General features: G+C 40.9%; 14 protein-coding genes and 2 pseudogenes (1 of these 16 cut by a window edge). 3 read left to right on the forward strand and 13 right to left on the reverse strand.

What is annotated here, in order from left to right; all coding sequences use genetic code 11:
- Positions 1 to 1,759: the 3' portion of a motility associated factor glycosyltransferase family protein gene (locus LEP1GSC190_RS11425; RefSeq protein ID WP_002764386.1), read on the forward strand. It extends 74 nt beyond the left edge of the window; only the last 1,759 of its 1,833 coding nucleotides appear in the window; its start codon lies off the left edge, out of view; it ends in the stop codon at positions 1,757 to 1,759.
- 840 nt (positions 1,760 to 2,599) lie between these two features.
- Here LEP1GSC190_RS11425 and LEP1GSC190_RS11430 read toward each other — a convergent pair.
- From LEP1GSC190_RS11430 to LEP1GSC190_RS20280, 8 genes and pseudogenes are all read right to left on the reverse strand, one after another.
- Complete coding sequence (locus LEP1GSC190_RS11430) at positions 2,600 to 2,812, reverse strand: hypothetical protein (RefSeq protein ID WP_002764388.1); 213 nt, start codon at positions 2,810 to 2,812, stop codon at positions 2,600 to 2,602.
- A 108-nt stretch (positions 2,813 to 2,920) separates the two neighbouring features.
- On the reverse strand, positions 2,921 to 3,718 hold the full coding sequence (locus LEP1GSC190_RS11435) for a hypothetical protein (RefSeq protein WP_002764394.1): 798 nt from the start codon (positions 3,716 to 3,718) through the stop codon (positions 2,921 to 2,923).
- Positions 3,693 to 4,349, reverse strand: a complete 657-nt coding sequence (gene plsY / locus LEP1GSC190_RS11440) for a glycerol-3-phosphate 1-O-acyltransferase PlsY (RefSeq protein ID WP_002764384.1) — start codon at positions 4,347 to 4,349, stop codon at positions 3,693 to 3,695. The genes LEP1GSC190_RS11435 and plsY overlap by 26 nt, the downstream gene beginning before the upstream one ends.
- Positions 4,346 to 5,818, reverse strand: coding sequence for a ribosome biogenesis GTPase Der (der, locus tag LEP1GSC190_RS11445; RefSeq protein WP_004280236.1), 1,473 nt, complete (start codon positions 5,816 to 5,818; stop codon positions 4,346 to 4,348). The genes plsY and der overlap by 4 nt, the downstream gene beginning before the upstream one ends.
- A 22-nt stretch (positions 5,819 to 5,840) precedes the next feature.
- The gene (gene smpB / locus LEP1GSC190_RS11450; RefSeq protein ID WP_002764372.1) at positions 5,841 to 6,323 is read right to left on the reverse strand and encodes an SsrA-binding protein; all 483 of its coding nucleotides are present in this window, start codon (positions 6,321 to 6,323) and stop codon (positions 5,841 to 5,843) included.
- A 443-nt stretch (positions 6,324 to 6,766) separates the two neighbouring features.
- A pseudogene (locus tag LEP1GSC190_RS11455) lies at positions 6,767 to 7,656 on the reverse strand (hypothetical protein).
- A 132-nt stretch (positions 7,657 to 7,788) separates the two neighbouring features.
- Positions 7,789 to 10,815, reverse strand: a complete 3,027-nt coding sequence (locus LEP1GSC190_RS11460) for an AAA family ATPase (protein ID WP_002764375.1) — start codon at positions 10,813 to 10,815, stop codon at positions 7,789 to 7,791.
- 17 nt (positions 10,816 to 10,832) lie between these two features.
- Positions 10,833 to 11,063: pseudogene (locus LEP1GSC190_RS20280) on the reverse strand (hypothetical protein).
- Between LEP1GSC190_RS20280 and LEP1GSC190_RS11470 the strand changes: the two are divergent.
- Together LEP1GSC190_RS11470 and LEP1GSC190_RS11475 are read left to right on the forward strand one after the other, a co-directional pair.
- Entirely contained in the window at positions 11,055 to 12,167 is a 1,113-nt protein-coding gene (locus LEP1GSC190_RS11470) for a pyridoxal phosphate-dependent aminotransferase (protein ID WP_002764389.1), read from the forward strand. The pseudogene LEP1GSC190_RS20280 and the gene LEP1GSC190_RS11470 overlap by 9 nt on opposite strands.
- Positions 12,151 to 13,002: a prepilin peptidase gene (locus LEP1GSC190_RS11475; protein ID WP_002764376.1), complete on the forward strand. Its 852-nt coding sequence runs from the start codon at positions 12,151 to 12,153 to the stop codon at positions 13,000 to 13,002. The genes LEP1GSC190_RS11470 and LEP1GSC190_RS11475 overlap by 17 nt, the downstream gene beginning before the upstream one ends.
- 424 nt (positions 13,003 to 13,426) lie before the next feature.
- Here LEP1GSC190_RS11475 and LEP1GSC190_RS11485 read toward each other — a convergent pair whose 3' ends face one another.
- The 5 genes from LEP1GSC190_RS11485 to LEP1GSC190_RS11505 form a co-directional block, all read right to left on the reverse strand.
- Positions 13,427 to 14,650 carry a hypothetical protein gene (locus tag LEP1GSC190_RS11485; protein WP_002764391.1) on the reverse strand — a complete coding sequence of 408 codons (1,224 nt, stop codon included), beginning with the start codon at positions 14,648 to 14,650 and terminating at the stop codon, positions 13,427 to 13,429.
- Positions 14,651 to 14,715: 65 nt separating this feature from the next.
- Entirely contained in the window at positions 14,716 to 15,435 is a 720-nt protein-coding gene (locus LEP1GSC190_RS11490) for an ABC transporter ATP-binding protein (RefSeq protein ID WP_002764390.1), read from the reverse strand.
- Between the two features lies 1 nt (position 15,436).
- On the reverse strand, positions 15,437 to 16,675 hold the full coding sequence (locus LEP1GSC190_RS11495) for an ABC transporter permease (RefSeq protein ID WP_002764381.1): 1,239 nt from the start codon (positions 16,673 to 16,675) through the stop codon (positions 15,437 to 15,439).
- A complete protein-coding gene (locus tag LEP1GSC190_RS11500) occupies positions 16,675 to 17,490 on the reverse strand; it encodes an efflux RND transporter periplasmic adaptor subunit (RefSeq protein ID WP_002764385.1) in 816 nt (271 codons plus the stop codon). Before LEP1GSC190_RS11500 ends, LEP1GSC190_RS11495 begins: the two co-directional genes overlap by 1 nt.
- A 30-nt stretch (positions 17,491 to 17,520) precedes the next feature.
- A complete protein-coding gene (locus LEP1GSC190_RS11505) occupies positions 17,521 to 18,264 on the reverse strand; it encodes a TetR/AcrR family transcriptional regulator (RefSeq protein WP_002764387.1) in 744 nt (247 codons plus the stop codon).
- Positions 18,265 to 18,383: the final 119 nt, after the last annotated feature.

Here is an 18,383-nt window from a genome sequence, read left to right on the forward strand (position 1 = left end):
GCCCGGAAATCCGGACCTGATCTTTACTCTCAAACCGGCAAAAAATCCGGAAGAATGGTTTTTAGAACTCAATGGCCGTGCTCTCTCAAGCACTGTAGCACCTCTCACACAAGCACAAAGAATTCTTCAGGCTCAAAAAATTTCTCAGACGGATCTGGTAGCGGTGATCGGCCTTGGAAATCCGCATCTCATCTTTGAAGTCCATAAAAACTTAGAGCCCGGTCAGATTCTTCTTCTCGTAGATGAAAATCCAGAACTCATTTTTCCTCTTTGGAACGGAATTTTAGAGCCAGTGATGGATGTTCCGGGAAGACATTTGTTTCTAGGACATTCTGCTCTGGGTCTTCTTTGGAACTATTTGGAATCCCTTCCCGTGGAACGAGTTTCCGGAATCCGAATTTTCAGGAACACGGCAAGTATGTCTCTGAACGAAGTGTACTACGGAGAATTGGAAATTAAGATCCGTAAAATTCTTTCCTCTAAGATGAGTGACCTTTTGACCAAGTTCGAGTTCGAAAGAATCTGGGTTAGAAACACATTCGTTAACACCGCAAACTTTCCGAATTCCAAAAACCAGAGAACAAGAATTGAATTTCTAAAAGAAAAATTTTTGAACACTCCCGCGATGCTCGTATCCGCGGGCCCGTCCCTCAGAAGTCAATGCGAATGGATCTCTAAAATCAGAGACAAGGTGTTTTTATTTTCCTGCGATACTTCTCTTAAAGCCCTTTTAAAATTCGGAATCGTTCCCGACGGAGTCATTACTCTCGACGCGCAGACTCATTCTTTCTTTCATTTTATGGGAGCAAAATCGTCTAATGTTCCTTTGTTTGCAGACTTGGTAAGTTCCCCTTCGATCTTAAGATCACAAAAGTTCACAAAAATAGTCCATTCCCTAACTGCAAAGTACGTTGTAGACGCAAGCGGAGAATTTAAACGAGAAGTAACTGCCGGCTCCAAAACCGCTGAAAAACTTCTGGGTCCGATCGGAGACGTCCAATCAGGAGGAAGTGTTGCAACAACCGCCTTTGATCTCCTTCGAAACTTAGGTTGTAAGCCGATTTTTTTAGTCGGTCAAGATCTCGCTTATTCGGGCAGGGAAATTCATTCTACGGGAACACATCATAACGAGAAATGGCTCACTCTTGTCCGCAGAACACAAAGCCTTGAAAAAATCAACGAGATGATCATCCGTAAAAGAGATACTCGCCTGGTTCCGTCAGCAAACGGAGGAGAAGTACTCACAGATTATGTTTTGGATCTTTACAGGCATTGGTTCGAAGAATCGTTTCAAACCTTGGACTTTCCGGTCTACAACGTTAACAGCCGAGGTGCAAGGATCGAAAACTGTGAGAATGTTTCTTTGGAACAAGCAGATTTGATTCTTTCCTCTTTCCCTTCTCACGGTTTTTTCTGGAAAGAGTTTCTACCCTGGAACACCGAAAACCATCCCGAAATTTCCGAGAAAGCAGCCGAGGAATTCCGATCGAACCTTTTGAAAAAAATCCAAAACATCTTGGAAAAGTTTTCTACCCCTTCGATTCAAGACGAATCCTACGAGTCCATTCTTTCCGACTTTCAAAAAGGAATCGTAGAATGGGAAGACTTGGGCTACTTAGTTCGCAAAACCGAAATTTATATTTTACGCCACAAAAATACATTAGACGAAACCAGGAAAAAGAACCTGTTTTTGGGAGCCGTCCTCAAAGAATTTACGGGACTCAAACGTAAACTTTTAGCCGGTGGCTCCGTTTCATAGTAGCTCTCACGCTTTTTCAGTATCGTTTTTAAGAACTCAAGGGAGAATCCCCGCAAATTCCGTTTTTTTGAAGGATTTATTGCTTTTCAATAATGTTCTTTTTATTCAATAACCGAAAATTACACTTCTGTGCCGTTTGATTCCGAAGCTATTCCCTTTCAAAATAAACATAAGCTCCTTATAATGATTCACAAACATCTTTCCCAAGAACTAAACCAATGTAACATCAGTTAGTTTTATAATTTTAGTAATATAGTTCGCGAGTCTTTTATTTTGTTCATGATTGCAATTTTTTGAATATTCTATAATAGTTATAGAACTGGAATTGGCCCGCGACACATGTTCGCATCCAAAATTTTCTGATGTAGGCTATTTTCTTCATGTTTCCATCAGAAAATCTATTACAAGTATTGTTTTCTGGTCTTCTTTTGATTTCGATAAAGATCGGTCAAGCAACGACAGATTTTCGGGAAATTTGATCGCATCGCTACCGGAAGTACGGACATCACTGCGAGATACGAAAACTTGTCGAGCTTCTCACCGTCCTAAACTCCTTATATCATAAAAAGGCATTTTAGATTCGGTCTTTATTTGGTACAAGAAATTCTTAATTGTGGGTAATTGTAAGTTTGATTAGGCGTTTATCAATAATTCGATTGAATGAGGGAAATCTACGGAATTTATCAATTTATTTTTAGAGATTATCACTTACAAATTTGATGGCGGTTAGAAATAAATCTATATTGTCTTTAGAACCTAACCCGCCGTAAACATAAGCGCTACGTTTTGTTATAAACTTGGCTGCAAATTTCTTTTATGATCCGAGCTTAAGTTCAATAACTACGCATTCAAATCGATCAGATAACCGCGACGAATAGCTTGGTCATCCGTATTAACCCCTACCTTTGCTATGCTTCTCGCTCCCGAGTGTACGTTTTCTAATTCAGAAAGCGGGTGAAGACGATCAGGCATATTACGAAGAGTAAGTTCGGATTTGGAAAATTGCCTAGCCCCCGTAGAGCTTTGAACTGCAAAATTAATTTCTTTGAGCATGACTGCGAACTTCCTTTTTTATTCAACCTAACATAAAATTTAGAACCTTGTAAAGCAGAATCTGAAGCAAAAACCAGTGGGAACAATCAGCATTGACTTTCAAGTTGTTTACAAACCGTCAAAATTGAAATTTTCCAGATTTTCTTCGTACAATTCTTCATCTTCCGTTGAAATCTCGGTTCCCTTTTTTATTTCCCGTGCATGTTTTTTCTGCACTACCTGATCCGTTTCAGATGCAAACGAATCTACTCGTTCGGATAATTCCAATTCGGATTCTCGCTCTCCGCCCATTTCCATCAAGAGAGAAAATCCTTGTGGCTCCTTCACAAACTCGGGAAAGTATTCGTAGAATAATTTTGCGGACACGACTCGAAAGCTCGCAGGATACGTGCTTTTATAAGTATTCGAAAGCTCCACATCCGGCAATTGTTGAAATCCGATCCGGTCCTCAAAATCGTTGAATTCCTGTTTTGTGAACACGGGCATTTTTTCCGTGATGATATCCTTGAGAATGATCCAGTCCAATTTGAATCTCATTCGATATCCCTGAAATGCGGAAGACCTCTGCATCAGATTGACCAATCGTTTGAGAGGATAATCGCGTTTTACATAGGGAGTAAGATAAATAAGAAGATATCTTTGAGAAAACCCAAGCGGCTCCCAAACCCTCTCAAAATAGGGCTTACCTTCCTCCGCTTTCAGATCATCTAGTATGGACTGCAATTCGGGAACGACTTCGATCTGATCCGAATAGAATTCCTGTTTTTCAACCTCGCCGAATTCTCCATAATAGAGCCATTTGTATAAATCGACGACTTCGAATACGGGATGATATTGAAGGTATTGTTCTAAAAATTTTATCTTTTCTTCACGGGTTTTGTTATCGTCGATTTCTCTCTGAATCACCGTTTCGTTCCTCGTCTTCGTTTTTGACTGCGAACAATTCGGATCGGTTTAAGATCCGAAAAATATTTTCCCTATGGGTAAGTACGATCCCGATGGAGATGAACACCATGGTCCCCAAGACCCAATATGAAACCTCTTCGTGTAAAAGTATAACCGATGAAAAAGCATAAACGAGCGGAAGAGTAAGGGAAGCAAAAATTGATCCGAGAGATACGAATTTAAAATATTTAATAGTCACTAAAAAAACAAGGATCGCTCCAAGACAGGCAATCGGAGTCAAAACCAAAAATACGCCTAGTGTGGTGGCGACTCCCTTTCCTCCTTTGAAACCTAAAAAAGGCGAGAACATATGTCCTAAAACCGCGAGAACTCCGCAGGTCAATTGAAATAGAACCCCTCCTTCCGGAACATAAATTCCGGAAAGATAAACCGGAAATATTCCCTTAGCCACATCCAAGATCAACACCGGAAAGCCGAACTTCCAACCGATAGAGCGACCCACGTTTGTGGCTCCTATATTTTTGCTCCCGAACTTACGGATATCCATCTTCGCAAATCGAAGAGCAATCCAATATCCAAAAGGGATAGAACCCGCGACAAAACTAAGGAATACAAATATCGCGAAGTTCATTTTCGATCCGATCGAAATTCCAATCGAACCGGAATCCCCTGCAAGTCATAAGCTTCCGTAAGTTTCTTTTTCAAAAACGAAACCAGGTTCGATTTAAAGTATTCCACGTGATTTACGAACAGGATCAGGTGAAAGGGAGAAGTGGAAACCTGTGTGCAATAGAGCATCTTCGGAGGTTGATGCGCCGAAAAGGATCTCCCCGCCTGGCTCATCCAGTTCTTTAGATTTTTATTAAGCTCGGATGTGCTGACCTTTCTATGAGATCTGGACGCGAGATCGAAGGAAAGATCGATGAGTTTTTGGACCCTCAACCTTTCGGTTGCGCTAATCGTGATGATCGGCACTTCGTTTAACAATGGGAAACGACTGTAAAGTTTTTCCTTGTATTCCCGGAAAGTTTTGTCGGTTTTATCCTCGATGGAATCCCATTTGTTGACCGCGATCAAAAACGGTTTTCCCTTTTCTTGTAGAAGGGACGTGATTTTTTTATCGAAATCTCCGAATCCTTTTTTTGCGTCCAAAAGATGGATGACTAGATCGCTCGATTCAATCGCCTTTAGAGTTCTTTGATACGAATAATATTCCAATGCTTCAGCGGTCCTGCTATGCCTACGAATTCCGGCGGTGTCGGTAAGTAGAAGTCTTCTATCTCCGAATTCCAATAAAGTATCCACGGAATCTCGGGTCGTTCCGGCTACGTCACTCACAACCGCCCTTTCATAACCGCAAATCGCATTCAAAAGGCTGGATTTTCCAGAATTCGGTTTTCCTACAATTGCAAGCCGGAATTCGTAGTCCTCTTCCGCTAGAGGCAGAGGTTGTGCGTCTTTCTTTTTGGATGCGGAAATTTTTTCAATCCAGACCTTACCCGGTTTACTACTTAAGAAAAATTTAATTTTCTCAAGTAGTAAACCCAGATTTTTTCTTCCGATCGCCGAAATCGGCAGCACTTCGGCAAGACCCATTCTGTAAAATTCCTCCAGATCGAATTCGTCAAGCTCCTTGTCCGCCTTGTTGACACAATAGATGATCGGTTTGTCTGCGGGTCCGTATTCTTTTCTCAAATAATCGAGCAATGTATGATCGGCGGCGGTGATCAGATTCTTATCCAGCAAAAAGATGATTACGTCAGATTCATTCAATTGTTTATAAGCGACTTCTAATATGGATTGAGAAAGAGAATCTGGATTGTCGATGTCAAGCCCAGGAGTATCGCAGAGATAAAAGTCGAGATCTTTTTCTTCCTGATAAATCCTCGCCGAAAGAACGTCACGCGTCACACCGGGATAATCTTCCGTGATGGCGAGTTTTTTCTTCAAAAGAGAATTGAACAGAGTGGACTTGCCTACGTTCTGTCTGCCCACGATGGATACGACAGGAATTCTTTCTCCGGGTTCTTTGCGGGGAGCTTTTATTACCGGAACGACTTCTTCCGATTCTGCGGTTGGTTTTTTTCCGGCTTTAGCCATGTGATCCTAACTTTGTCGAGACTCATTCGTAGCGATTGGATGATTTTAACGCGCGGGCGATTTCTTGTTGCGCGTCTTTTTTCTGCATGTCGTCCCGTTTATCGTGGATCTTTTTTGGTTTGCCCACGGCGATCTCCACCTTCACGCGAAGATTATTCTTAAAATAAACCTTAGTAGCAACGAGAACTAAACCTTTTTCTTTTACCTGACGTTCCAATTTTTCGATTTCCTTCTTATGAAGGAGAAGTTTTCTCGGACGAATTTCGGGATGATTGGCATAACCTCCGTTTTTATACGGAGTAATTGAAAAATTCTCCAAAAACACTTCCCCGTTTTTGATCTTAGCAAATGCATCGGTAAGATTCCCCTTCTTTTCCCGAAGGCTCTTAACTTCAGATCCAGATAAAACGATTCCCGCTTCGATGTAAGAAACTAACTCGAAGTTGAACTTGGCCTTTTTATTGACCAGGGGAGAATGTCCAGATTCTTCTTTTTTATTTGCCACGATATTTTATCCGAAGTAAATCCAGTTTTTCGAATAAAAGACTAGGGCCAAGTGAAAAACGATTCGTTTTACGAAGACGAAAAAAGGATAGAATTGCTTAGAAGGAAAGAAGCGACGCTTTTCGCCGCCTTTTGGAACGGAATACGACGAAAGGTTGCGTGTTGGTTTTTAATGTGAAACGATGGACGGAATTCCGGACAGGGAATAAGTCACATTTTTTAGGTTCGATTGCAAAGAAAACAATTCGCAGCTCGCAAACCTAGATACTTTTCGTCCTCTACGCCGATCTTTTATCCATTTTGATCGATGACAATACTATGTCTTTTTCTTTTATCAGAACCGGTCGGCAGAATATTCAAGTTCACTCGGTTTGATTTCTCCGATAAAATACAATTAATTGGATTTTGGAACACAGTTTAAAAGAGAACCAGTACCGATTTCTTTCAATGTCGGTTGTCGCAATCAATATGAATCGCCTCCTCGGATGATTCTAAAAACGTAATACTATCACATCCAAAAGAAATATATTCAAAGCCGAATATTACTTTTGGCTTGTTTTTGAATAATCTTCCTGTCCATTGGTGATCGAAAGGAGCAAGACTCCCTGAATAAACCGCTTCATAAACTTTACTTTTAGTTCGGCGATCCATCACTAACAATCGTCTGGCAAAAACGCTATTATCCTTGACTAAATCTTGCGCAAAATACTGCAAGTCGCCCGTTTCATATTTATAAGAGTCGCCTTTACTATATTCACTATCTTTAAAATATTTTCCTTCCATGCCGGAAGGGAAATATTTGGATTTGATTTTTTGCCAAACAATACGCTGCAGTTGTCCTTGAACGAATAGACTTTCTTTACCGATAAATACGAAGGACCTGGAGCTGGATAAAAGCTGTTCGTCCACCTCAAATCCAATCATAAAATCGCTTTTGTCATATGGCGGCGGCTCGCTATTCTCGTATATAGAAAGACAGGCCATAAAATTCAAATCGTTTATTTTAAATGTTTTTAATACGTCTTTCGAGTAGTCGTAGATAAACACATTCGCCGCTTCTGAAATTTTTTCTTTAGAAAGAAAATACTTTCTAAATTTCAATCCCAACTCAATACACCCAGAATTTTGAATTTTCCGTTCTTCTTTTTTAGTTAAATTAGAAATCACAAACCAATCGGCGTGAGGGGGCGAGCACCGGAAAGAGAAACAAAGCCAATATTTTTGTTTTTATTTCTTTGATAGGACATGAAGTCAAATATTTTCAATTCTTCAGCGTTCAACCTAAATGCTGAAAGGAGAACGAACAGGAATGAAAAAAATAATCTGAATTTCATATCTAAAATTTTTCAATCAACGCTTCTGATTTGGAATACTACAAAATTGCAAAGCGAGAATACGGATCTCGTTTCCTATAGCCTGAAATCTCTCAAAAAGCGTTTTTCGAATTTTCTCTTTTCGACTTCCGATTAATTTCTCATACTATGATTCGTGAGAATCAGCCTGCCCAATTCCGTTCCGATCAGATTCGGCATATTGTAAAAATTGTCCGAAGTGATCTGAATGGAATCTTGAAACAAATGTTCCGCAATGTATCTTCTTCCGAGTCCGACCCCTAAGAAGACGTAATTCCGATTTTGGTTTTTTAAAATTTCTGCATGTAGTTTGCGGTTGTCCCGAGAATTGATCTCGTCGGAAACGTCCGCCTTTCCTCTTTGTCCGCGAAAATCGGAAATCATTACCACAATTTTCGTTTGTGCCTCGGGTGAAAAATACGATTCCACTTTTTCAAGAAGCTGATATTCTTCCACGGAATCGCCTTGCCAATCAGTCCGTAGATAATTGAACATTTCCTCCTCTTTAGCCTCGTCATATTCTTCTTCCAGACGTTTGATCGGAATTAGATCGATTCTATCTTTTCTATTATTTCGGTCCGAATACGCGTGGATCGAAAAATCCACCTCGTGTTCCCTTAAAATATAAGCCGAAGAAATCATCGCAGAAATCACCGCGACCGCGTATTCAAAGTTAAAGATCCTTCTGGATTTGGAAACGAGAAAAGCGACTTCCACACCTTTGAGTTTTTCCTCGTTCTTATCGATGATGGTTCGATCAAATACCTTGGAATCCCCTCTTCCGGATAAGAAGGAAATATATTTTCGAGCATCGATCCGATTTCCTTCCATTCGATACATTCTAGTAATGTCAATTTCAGGATCGAAAAGACGATCCAGATTGAGTTCGATCTCTTCAAGACTTTGGCCGAACACTTCTTTGAATTCCTTCAAAGAAACCTGGATCGTGTATTCCCATAGAATCTTACGCTTGGCAAGAAATTGTTTATACAGTTCTTCGGTGCGGTAACCCCAAGCCCCACCTCCACCCGCAGGTTCGCCTTGACCCTTGTTACCGCGTGTGTCTTGTCCGTACCAAGCGTCCGCGCCTTCCTTCATCTGACCTCCCGTTTCCGGGGTATTAATTTCGATTCCTCGTTTGAGAGGATTGCCAGAATTGATCAGTTTGGCCTTACCAGTTAACGCTTCTCTTTTATGAAGTTCGGGATTCCACCAACGTTTTTTTTCAATGTCGGTGGCAGTTGTCAGAGTTTTTTTTTTCTTATCCTCAAGAACCTTGAAGAAATCCGATTCGACTTCGATCCCAGACATTTGAAAGTCCAGAATTTTTTCGAGTTCCATTCTTTCTTTCGGATCTGCTATCTGATTTGTATATGCGATCTTACCACCTCGCACCGCGGTTTCTTTAAGACCCGTTTCCCCGTTCTTCTCTTCCGCATAACGTAAAATATGATCCTTCCAAAAAAGAAGATTCGAAAGCCCGAAAAGATACGGTACAAGATTGGCGGAACCGATCGTTCTCTTTTTTGCGAGATCGCGGATCTTCATGTGAAAGTTTACCATCTTCAGGATCAGACTGTTGCCCGGAAGATAAAAGGAAACAATTTCGGTCAACGTGGATTCGTCTTCAAGATCCGGAAAAAGCACGCTCGTAAAACGATTTCGGAACGCCCTGGAAATCGTCGCTGTAGACTTGGATTTACGAAAGAGTTTAAGTGCAAATATTCTGGAACCTTCGGTGAGTTGTATCGGCTCGTTTCTTCCCGCCTCGGGAGGAAGAGTCAAAGATCTTGCATCATCCGTAAGCATATTCAATTTTTCTACTAGTTCCGCGCCTGCGGCTTCCAAGTTCGTAATGAGAATGTTTCCACCTTCTCGGATCCCTCGAGTCAGGGGACCGTCCACCCAATCCACTTTGGAACCGTCGATCGGCTTTAAGGCTCCGATGATATCGGAAGTATGAATTCCCTTACAAAGACTGACCGTTTCGAGTGGAAGCCCCGAAATTTCGGTGAACAAGGGAAGTAGAATCTGCGGATCCTGTTCCTCCGAATATTCGATCAGAACGTTTTCCTGAAATTGAATCGCGGTAAATATCTTCTCGGAGAACTCTCTCAGTTTGAGCGGCAAAGGTACTTCGCTTAACAATCGTTTGGCTTTGCTTTCGTCTCGGATCGGAATTTCCTTATCATTGCAATATAAAAATCCTTTGTGAACCTGAAAGCTCGGCTCCGGAAGTTCGGGCACTACCTTCAGACCAGATTCGCCAAGTAACAATTCGATTTGAAAATCCCTGTCTTCTTTCTTACGGAAAGGTTCGACGTAAAAATTCCAGAATTCCCGGAATTGAAGTTCACTCGTATCTGCTTTTAAACCCAAAAGTCGATTGCAGAGTTTTTTCAAGTTTCGGATGTTGAAGTGGTATTTTTCCAGATCTCCTTTTCCGAGTTTTCCGGTAACGACTCTGGTTTCCGTTTCGAGAGAAATTCGAATACAGGATTGAAGCAAAGATTCGCTCAATGCGGGATAAAGTTTTTTTAAGATATATAAAATCTCGTCCGGAGTATGAGGATCGATAAAGACAACGGAGAAAAAACGGGTGATGTCGAAAGGCAGAGGTTTCCGTCCTTCAAAACCTTCAGCAGGATTCTGCGTTCCGATAAAATTAAAACCTTCTCCACAATAAATTCTGGAACTATCCCCTTCGATTAACTCCAAATAGGCGGACTCGTACACCGTCGAGAACCGTTTGATGATATGAGGAGGACAAAGATTCATCTCGTCCGCGACAAAACTATGACCCGAACGAATCGCAGAAGTCAAAGGTCCGTCCGACCAAGTAAACCCTCTTCCGTCCATCAGAATTCGATACGAACCGATTAGATCTTCAGGAAGTGTGTCCTCGTTAAAACTGAATCTTGCGGTGGGATGTTTTCTTTTGTAATTGATGTAATAGATAAGTGCATTTTTCCCAACTCCGGCATCTCCGACGAGTAACACCGGTTTTCCCTCAAGCAAAGGATAAAGAATATTGGATAGATTGCGAACGGTAGAATCCGTCTCAACAAGATCGGATCCCAAACTTCCTGGATTGAATTTTGAAACGGGAACATTCAGGCCGGCGATTTTTACAGTTTCCATAACTCAAAGTTTCTCCTTTAGAATCCTCTGGCAACCTCAATTCCCGATTTTAGTAGAACATCGATTGAAAGTGCGTAACCTTCTTTTCTCTTTCTATCATTTTCAAAAAGAAAATCAAGCTTTGTGGCAAACTGTAACTTGAATGGTTTGACGAACCAATCAAGTTTTTGAGAAGATTCTTTTTTAAAAAGAAGTTTTGCAGTGGTTCTCTTAGATAGAAATTGTGATAAGGATTTAGTATGAGTCAGAGTACGTTAGAATATGTTTTAGCAAATCGTATCCAAGGTTTAGATACTTCCGCCATCCGCAAAGCGTTCGAGCTTGCAGGTACATTGAAAAACCCAATCAATCTTTCCATCGGTCAACCTCACTTCCCTTGTCCTTCCAATATCATAGATGCCGGTTGTAAGGCTCTCAAAGACGGTAAAACCGCTTATACACTTACGGGAGGAATTCCAGAACTCAGGAGCGCTCTCGCCGAAAAATACAAAAATGGAAACGGAATTTCCTACGCAACCCCCGAAAAAATCCTCGTTACTTCCGGAATCAGCTCCGCGTTTCTGCTTTTATTCAACGCGTTGTTGAACGAAGGAGACGAATGTTTGGTCGTAACTCCGCACTTTTTGATGTATCCGGCGTATATCAAAATCTACGGCGGAAAAATGAATTCGATCCACGAATCCTTCGAACCGGAGGCACTGAAAGAATTTACTAATAAGAAGTTGAAAATCATCATATATTCTTCCCCGTCCAATCCTACGGGAAAAATTCTTTCGCGCAAACAACTGGAGGCTCTCGCCGATCTCGCAGAAAAAACTGGGGCCTATCTAATCTCGGACGAAATATACGAACTTTTCGACTACGACAAAAAATTTATTTCCGTCGGCTCTTTTTACGATAAGGCAATCACTCTTTCCGGTTTTTCCAAAACCTACAGCATGACAGGTCTTCGATTGTCTTCGATTCTTGCGCCAGAACACATTATAAAGGCATTAACTACTTTGCAGCAATACACTTTAGTCTGCGCTCCTTCCGTAACCCAGTGGATGGGTCTTGAAGCCCTAAAGACTGATATGAATTCTTACATTGCGGACTACAAAGAAAAAAGAGACTTTGTATTTGAATCTTTAAAAAATCACTACGAAATTAACAAAAGCGAAGGCGCATTTTACTTTTTCGTTAAGATCAAAGAAAAAGACGACGACTTTATTGTTAGAGCCGTGAAAGAGAAAGAATTGATCCTGGTTCCGGGTTATATCTTTACCGAGTCCAAAAATTATATCCGTATCAGTTTCGCCTCCGAATGGGAAAATCTCAAACGAGGAATCTCCGCACTTGCCGAACTTGCCTGATTCTCCGAGCTTTTGGCTGTTCTTAAGTTTCGGAAGCTTCGGTGCGGCTTCTCTAGGAAGTTTTTACGTCACCCTAAGTTTTCGAATTTTAGAATACTACTACGGTAAAAACAGAAAATCGTTTTCGTTTTTCGAAAAATGGAAACGGATTTTTACCCATCCAAGTTCCTGCGATCACTGCAAAGCAGAGATACGTTATCCGAAATTGTTGCCTATTTTTGGTTTTTTCATCTCAAAAGGCAAATGTCAATTTTGCAACGGTAGGATTCGTCCCCTCTTTCCTTTGATAGAATTTTCCTTTGTATGCATTTTTATTTTTTGCTTTTCCTTAACCAAAAATCCTGCATTCAGTCTTATCTTTCTGTTTCTCTGCGGCCATCTTTTGATCTCCTGCCTTACGGACGCATTTCACTTCTCCTTGGATTACGAAAACCTTCCTTGGATTTTATTTTTCGGAATCACATCCGTTTTTTTATTCAACGGAAAATTGCCGGGTTTAAACGAACTTTATGTTTTGGGCAGTTTTTTTCTCGTGTTTCTGATCCTGTTTTTTTTATTTCCGGGTGGAATCGGGTTCGGAGACGTTTTGTTTGCTCCCGTTTACGCGTTGATCGCAGGTCATCCTTGGTGGATGTTCTTTTTAAACGCCTCTTACATTCCGGCAGTTTTGTTCACGATTGTTCTTCGGGAAAGAGGAAAAAGTTTGCGTAAAGCCCCAATTCCTATGGGTTTATATTTCGGAATCGGCCTAATTATCACTTTTTTAAGCAAGGTTCTTTTTGATTCCAATCTACTTCCATTTACAATCTTTTCCGAATATTCAAATTCTGATTGATTCTTATTTTTTAGAACTTGTCCCAAATCAAGATCTAATTGTCATTTCGTTACTTAAGAGCCTGCCCCAAAACTATAGGAGCCTCGATGAGAACTTAACAATTATAAAATATGCTTGGAAGCTCGTAAACTTCCAAAAAGACATAACTTGTGGAACTTCTATATTTGATTACGAACTTACTGAATCATTGTAACTGATTTCTTTTAAGGTTTTTAAGACAAGCTCTAAAAGAGCACAATAGTTCCAATAGACTTCATCTTTTTTGAGAGTTTATAGGTTACCGTCTTTTCTTCGTTAAACGAACAAAAGTCCTTACAATTTCTACGGAAACAAGAAAATGAATTCAAAAAAGATAAACTTGCAGCTGATTCCAAGATAAACTCATAACATTGGAATTTTATGACAGGCCTTAAAAACCAACGATTCAAAAATACACAACCCTCATATCCATACCGCCGTGAGTGACATGAATCGTATCCGTTTTAATTCCCATATTACGAATCAAAACGGACCAACACTCTTCGTTCGGGCAAAGTACAAAACCGCCGATCTCGGAAGGAAGTTCCCACCAATGTGTCAATCTTTCACCCAATTTTTTATAAAAAGCGCTCGAAGAACCAATTCCCAACCTAAGTCCGTAAGGCGGATTGAGAAACATCCAGATTCGTCGACGTTTTCCTAAGGTATTCCAAACCTCCTGCGGGGAATATAGAAAAAAGTCACCTTCATTTTGAACAAAACCAAAAGAATCAAAAAATCCATAGTACTTTAGAAAATCTTGATATAAATTCATTCTATTTTTAGTATATTCGAAAGTTGCCCCGTTCAATTCGTTCCACCAGATTCCAATCGGGCTCCCGATGGAATCCTTCAGCGTTTTTTTCTTTAAAAAATCCCAAGTCGCTCTCGGAAATTCCTCCATATCCTGAAACAGATAATCTCTCAAATAATGAGGAAAACAGATTCCTAAAATCGAATCCACAGATTCCCGAATGAATGTCCCAGTTCCCGCAAACGGAACCAAAACCGCGTCTGGATTAGGGAGGATTTTGTGCATTCTCTCGACCAAATATCTCGCAAGGTCTTCTCGAATCGGAGCAGACTTGGAGAGAATTTGAAAATTTCCCCTTTGATTGAGAGGCTCTCCGGAAAGACTAACGCTTAAAATGATTTCGTCCTCCACCAAAAGCGCACTGAGTTCCGTAGTTCTATGATTTTCGGAATTCGCGGTAACTCCTTCTGTTTCCCAAAGCCTCCTTAAATCCTCAGGAGTCCATTCGGCTCGTCCCTTAACCTGAGGACGAAGTTGGAGATTCCATTTCTCCGGAAGAATTTTAGATTTTCTTAATGAAGATTCGAATTCTCGAAAAGAAAAGGACCGTTTAAACGGATACATTCCCAAATTCAATCGAAAATCCCTTGTCCAAGGAATTCTTATTAATAATTCGAGTGCCTGTCTAAAGTTCGCATTTTCGAGCAATATCTTTCCGGGTAAAATCTTTAAAAACGGAGTTTGTGCTTTTGGAAGATAAGGATCCGAGATAATTTTTTTCGCGATCTGTTCGGTTTCTTTGGAAGATCCCGTTGGAAGTAGATACTCCCACCTTCTCAACTGACCCGATTTAAACTTTGGAAACTTCCAGCGCATAAGACGCAGAATGAAAAATGAGGATTTGAATGCCTATCTGAAAATTTTTTCCGCTTTAGAAGTAGTCAGACACGTTCCTTTTTTCCGCTTTTTTTGAGCGTTTCGAATTCTTTCAGAGATACAACCTGTCCGTCCACAAGATGGATCTGTCTTTTTGTTTTCGAAGCAAAGTCCGAATCGTGAGTGACCACAAGAATCGTAGCTTTCGTTTCTCGATTGACCTTTTCGAGAATGTTCATAACCACCTTTGTGTTCGTCGAATCCAAGGCCCCTGTAGGTTCGTCCGCAAATATGTATTTCGGATTCATCACAAGTGCGCGTGCGATCGCCACTCTTTGTGCCTGACCTCCAGATAAACGATTAATTCGATAGTCCATTCTATCCTTTAGATCGAACTCCTCCAAAAGATATTCCGCATAACTTTGACATTTCTTTAAAAGCCCGGCTTTTCTTGCGGGCATCAAAACGTTTTCGATCGCGGTGAACTCAGGTAATAAGTAATGAAACTGAAAAATGAATCCCATTTTCTTATTTCTAAAATCGTGGATTTCTTCCTCATTCATCCGATAGATATTTTTTCCGTCGACCTCGACCGTTCCAGAACTCGGAGGATCCAAGGAACTAATCATATACAAAAGCGTGCTCTTTCCGGAACCGGATTTTCCCGTTAGAGATACATAGTCTCCTTCCTCGATATCCAAACTGACCCCTTTGATGATTTCCGAATTACCGAAAGTTTTTCTAAGATCATTTACGGAGATTCTAGCACGGCTTGCAGTTTGCATTCTATTCTCCTCGTATGATTTCGATCGGTGATAGTTTTCCGGCGGATCTTGCGGGAATCCAACTCGCGATCAAAGTGGCGATCATCGATTGTGCAAACGCCTGCATGTAAATCGCAGGAGCAAAAGAAACGACCATCGTTGTAGCTTTTGCAGAAAAAAGCGGATTGGTAAACGGAAGCGTTTCGATTCTGATACAAACCAAAAATCCGACCAATAACCCTATGATTCCTCCGGAAAGTCCTAAAATCAGTCCTTGTAAGAGAAAAATCATCAACACTTCATTTGGTCTGTAACCGATGGATCTAAGAATCGCAATCTCCCTTTTTTTCTGATTGATAATCACATTCAGAATATTATATATTCCAAATCCGGCAACCGTCAAAATAGCAGCCGTCATGGAATATCTAATTGCGTCCTGAAGTTTAAAGATGGCAAAAAAACTTGTATTCGCTTCCTGCCAGCTTACAACCCTTTCGTCTCCCACATTTCTCCATTCTTCCGCTTTCTGAAGTGAAAGATTTACGTCCTTCAAGCGAACGGCTATATCCGTGACCATTCCAGACTGAGCCGTCAAAAGTTGAACTTCGGATAACAATCCATAGGCGATACTATCATCGAGAGCTTTGTTTCCGGAACGAAAAATTCCGGCAATTCGAAACGGAGTTTTGTCTTGATAGCTGGAAGAAATCCATACCGTTTTGTTCAACCCGAGGCCGAGAAATTTCGCAAGCCCATCACCTAAGATGATTCTATTTCCCGCAGACAGGGACTCCACACTTCCTTCCGTAATATAATCGGCGAGAGGTGTAACTTGAACCTGTCTGGACGGAATAATTCCTATGATCTTTCCGGTTTCCTGATTGGAACCGGAAAATAGAAATACTCTTCCGCTCACCTGCGGAGAATATGCCTGCACTTCTTTATCCTGATCCAATCGTTCATACCAGAGACTAGCTTTGCTTAGATGTGTGGAACCGCGTTTTCCGGAAGGAGGGGAAAGCCAAAATACGTTTTCTCCCGGAAACAAATCGTCCATAGAATTCGGCTGAATGATTTCTTGTCTAGGACTGATTCGAACATGACAATCAGCGTTGATCAGTTGATCAACGAGATATCCTCTAAATCCGAGAAGAACCCCGGAAATGATGATAAAAGCGGCCGTGCCCAAAACGATTCCCGAAAGTGTCGTCAGGGTTTGTTTTCCTCTAACGAGCATTTGCCTGACTGCGATAAACAACATTATGGTACCTCTGAAAGTCTATCTCCGGCTTGAATATCCCCTTCTTTCACTTCAATAAATTGCTCCGATTTTAATCCAGGCGTAAAAGAAATCTCTATCGATTTACCATTTCTGAATATTATAATTTTACGTTTCTTTTCGTATTTCCTAGGGACAAGAACCACGTTTTCCCTATTTCCAATTTCGATCGCGACATCCGCACTCATTCCGGGAAGAACACCTTCAGGAAAATATGTCGTTTCTATCCTTGCAAAGAACTGACCGGCTCGCGAGAATGTTCCCTGTACACGTCCTTGCGTGACCTCGTTTGGCTTCCCTTCAAAACGGATCAAAGCCTTTTGTCCCTTACGAACCGAAAGTAAAATCTGTTCATCAAGCGCTACGATAAGATATTTGGATCCTGTTCCCAGAACTTCGATCGCGAGAAGATTTTGAAAGGCCACTTCTCCCTCGTGATAACCGACGTCAGAAACGACCCCTCGAATCGGAGAACGAACAACGGTCGCTCCTTCAAGTTGAAGCAAAGCTTGACCCGGTACCACTTCGTCCCCTTCCAAAACAAAAACCTTCGTAATTTTAGTCGGAACTCCGACTCTGAATCGAAACGTATTCAAAGAATGAACAGTCCCAAGCCCGTAAACCTTCTCCGCAATCGGCCCGAGAACGGCTACGTCTTCCGCCTTATTTTTTCCCTTCATAGATAGGAATAGAAACAAAAGCAAAACAGGAAGAAGTGGCAAAAGAATTCGAAACGGAAAACGTAAGGATCGATATACAGAAAACCAAAATTTTATTTTATCAATTAAGACATTCATACAAACTTCTGATAAGAATCGGCTCCGATATTAAGATTTCTTTTTTTTCACTTTCGTCGCTACAGGAATAGGTGACTTCTTTTTAGCTTTAGGTTTTAAAGCCAATTCCTTTTTTGTTTTAGGCTTAAGTCCTCTTGCTATAAACTCGATCGTTCTCTTCAACTCTACATCCTGATCCGAGTAGCCTTCCGTTTCTGGTCTATAGAGAATTTCCGTAAATAAGACGTATCCGGCAAGGTTAGACACAATTAAACGGAATACGGAATCGATCGGCATATCGATAATCATTCCCTTTTCTTGAAAGCTCTTAAGACGCTCCTTAAGTTTAGGTGCCAGTTTTTCCTTGAAAACTCGCTTCAAAACGGTTTGAATCTCAAACGTGATAAAAGCCTCTTGAAAAATGATTCGAATCAAATGCTTATTTTTTATTATGAACGCCACCCTTTCTTCGAAAATCGCCGTAAGAAATTCTTCTAAAGTTGAAAACTCCTGGGCAAAAATCGCCTGCAGCCTTTTGAGCGAGATCGGTGCAATAAAATCTTCTAGGATTGGCAGAACTAAACTCAGAAGAAGTTCCTTTTTACTCTTAAAATACTTGAAGATCAGCCCTTCCGCAACTCCGGCCTTTTTGGCTATCTCTCCCGTAGTTGCGGCAGAAAAACCTTTTTGAGCAAATACTTCAACCGCGGCCAAAAAGATTTTTTTTTGCCCTTCCGGCCAATCTCGTTCGAGTTCGATACTGTTTTGCACTTCTTCTTGTGCTTGCAAATTCATAGTGAGTGATTACTCACTCATTATTGAGACGCATAAAAATTTGTCAAGACCCAAATTCTTTTTGATTCCCGATTTTTCACGACTCAGCTTCAAAAACTCAAACTCAATTTTTGTACACT

Source organism: Leptospira mayottensis 200901116, from assembly GCF_000306675.2.
GTDB lineage: Bacteria > Spirochaetota > Leptospiria > Leptospirales > Leptospiraceae > Leptospira > Leptospira mayottensis.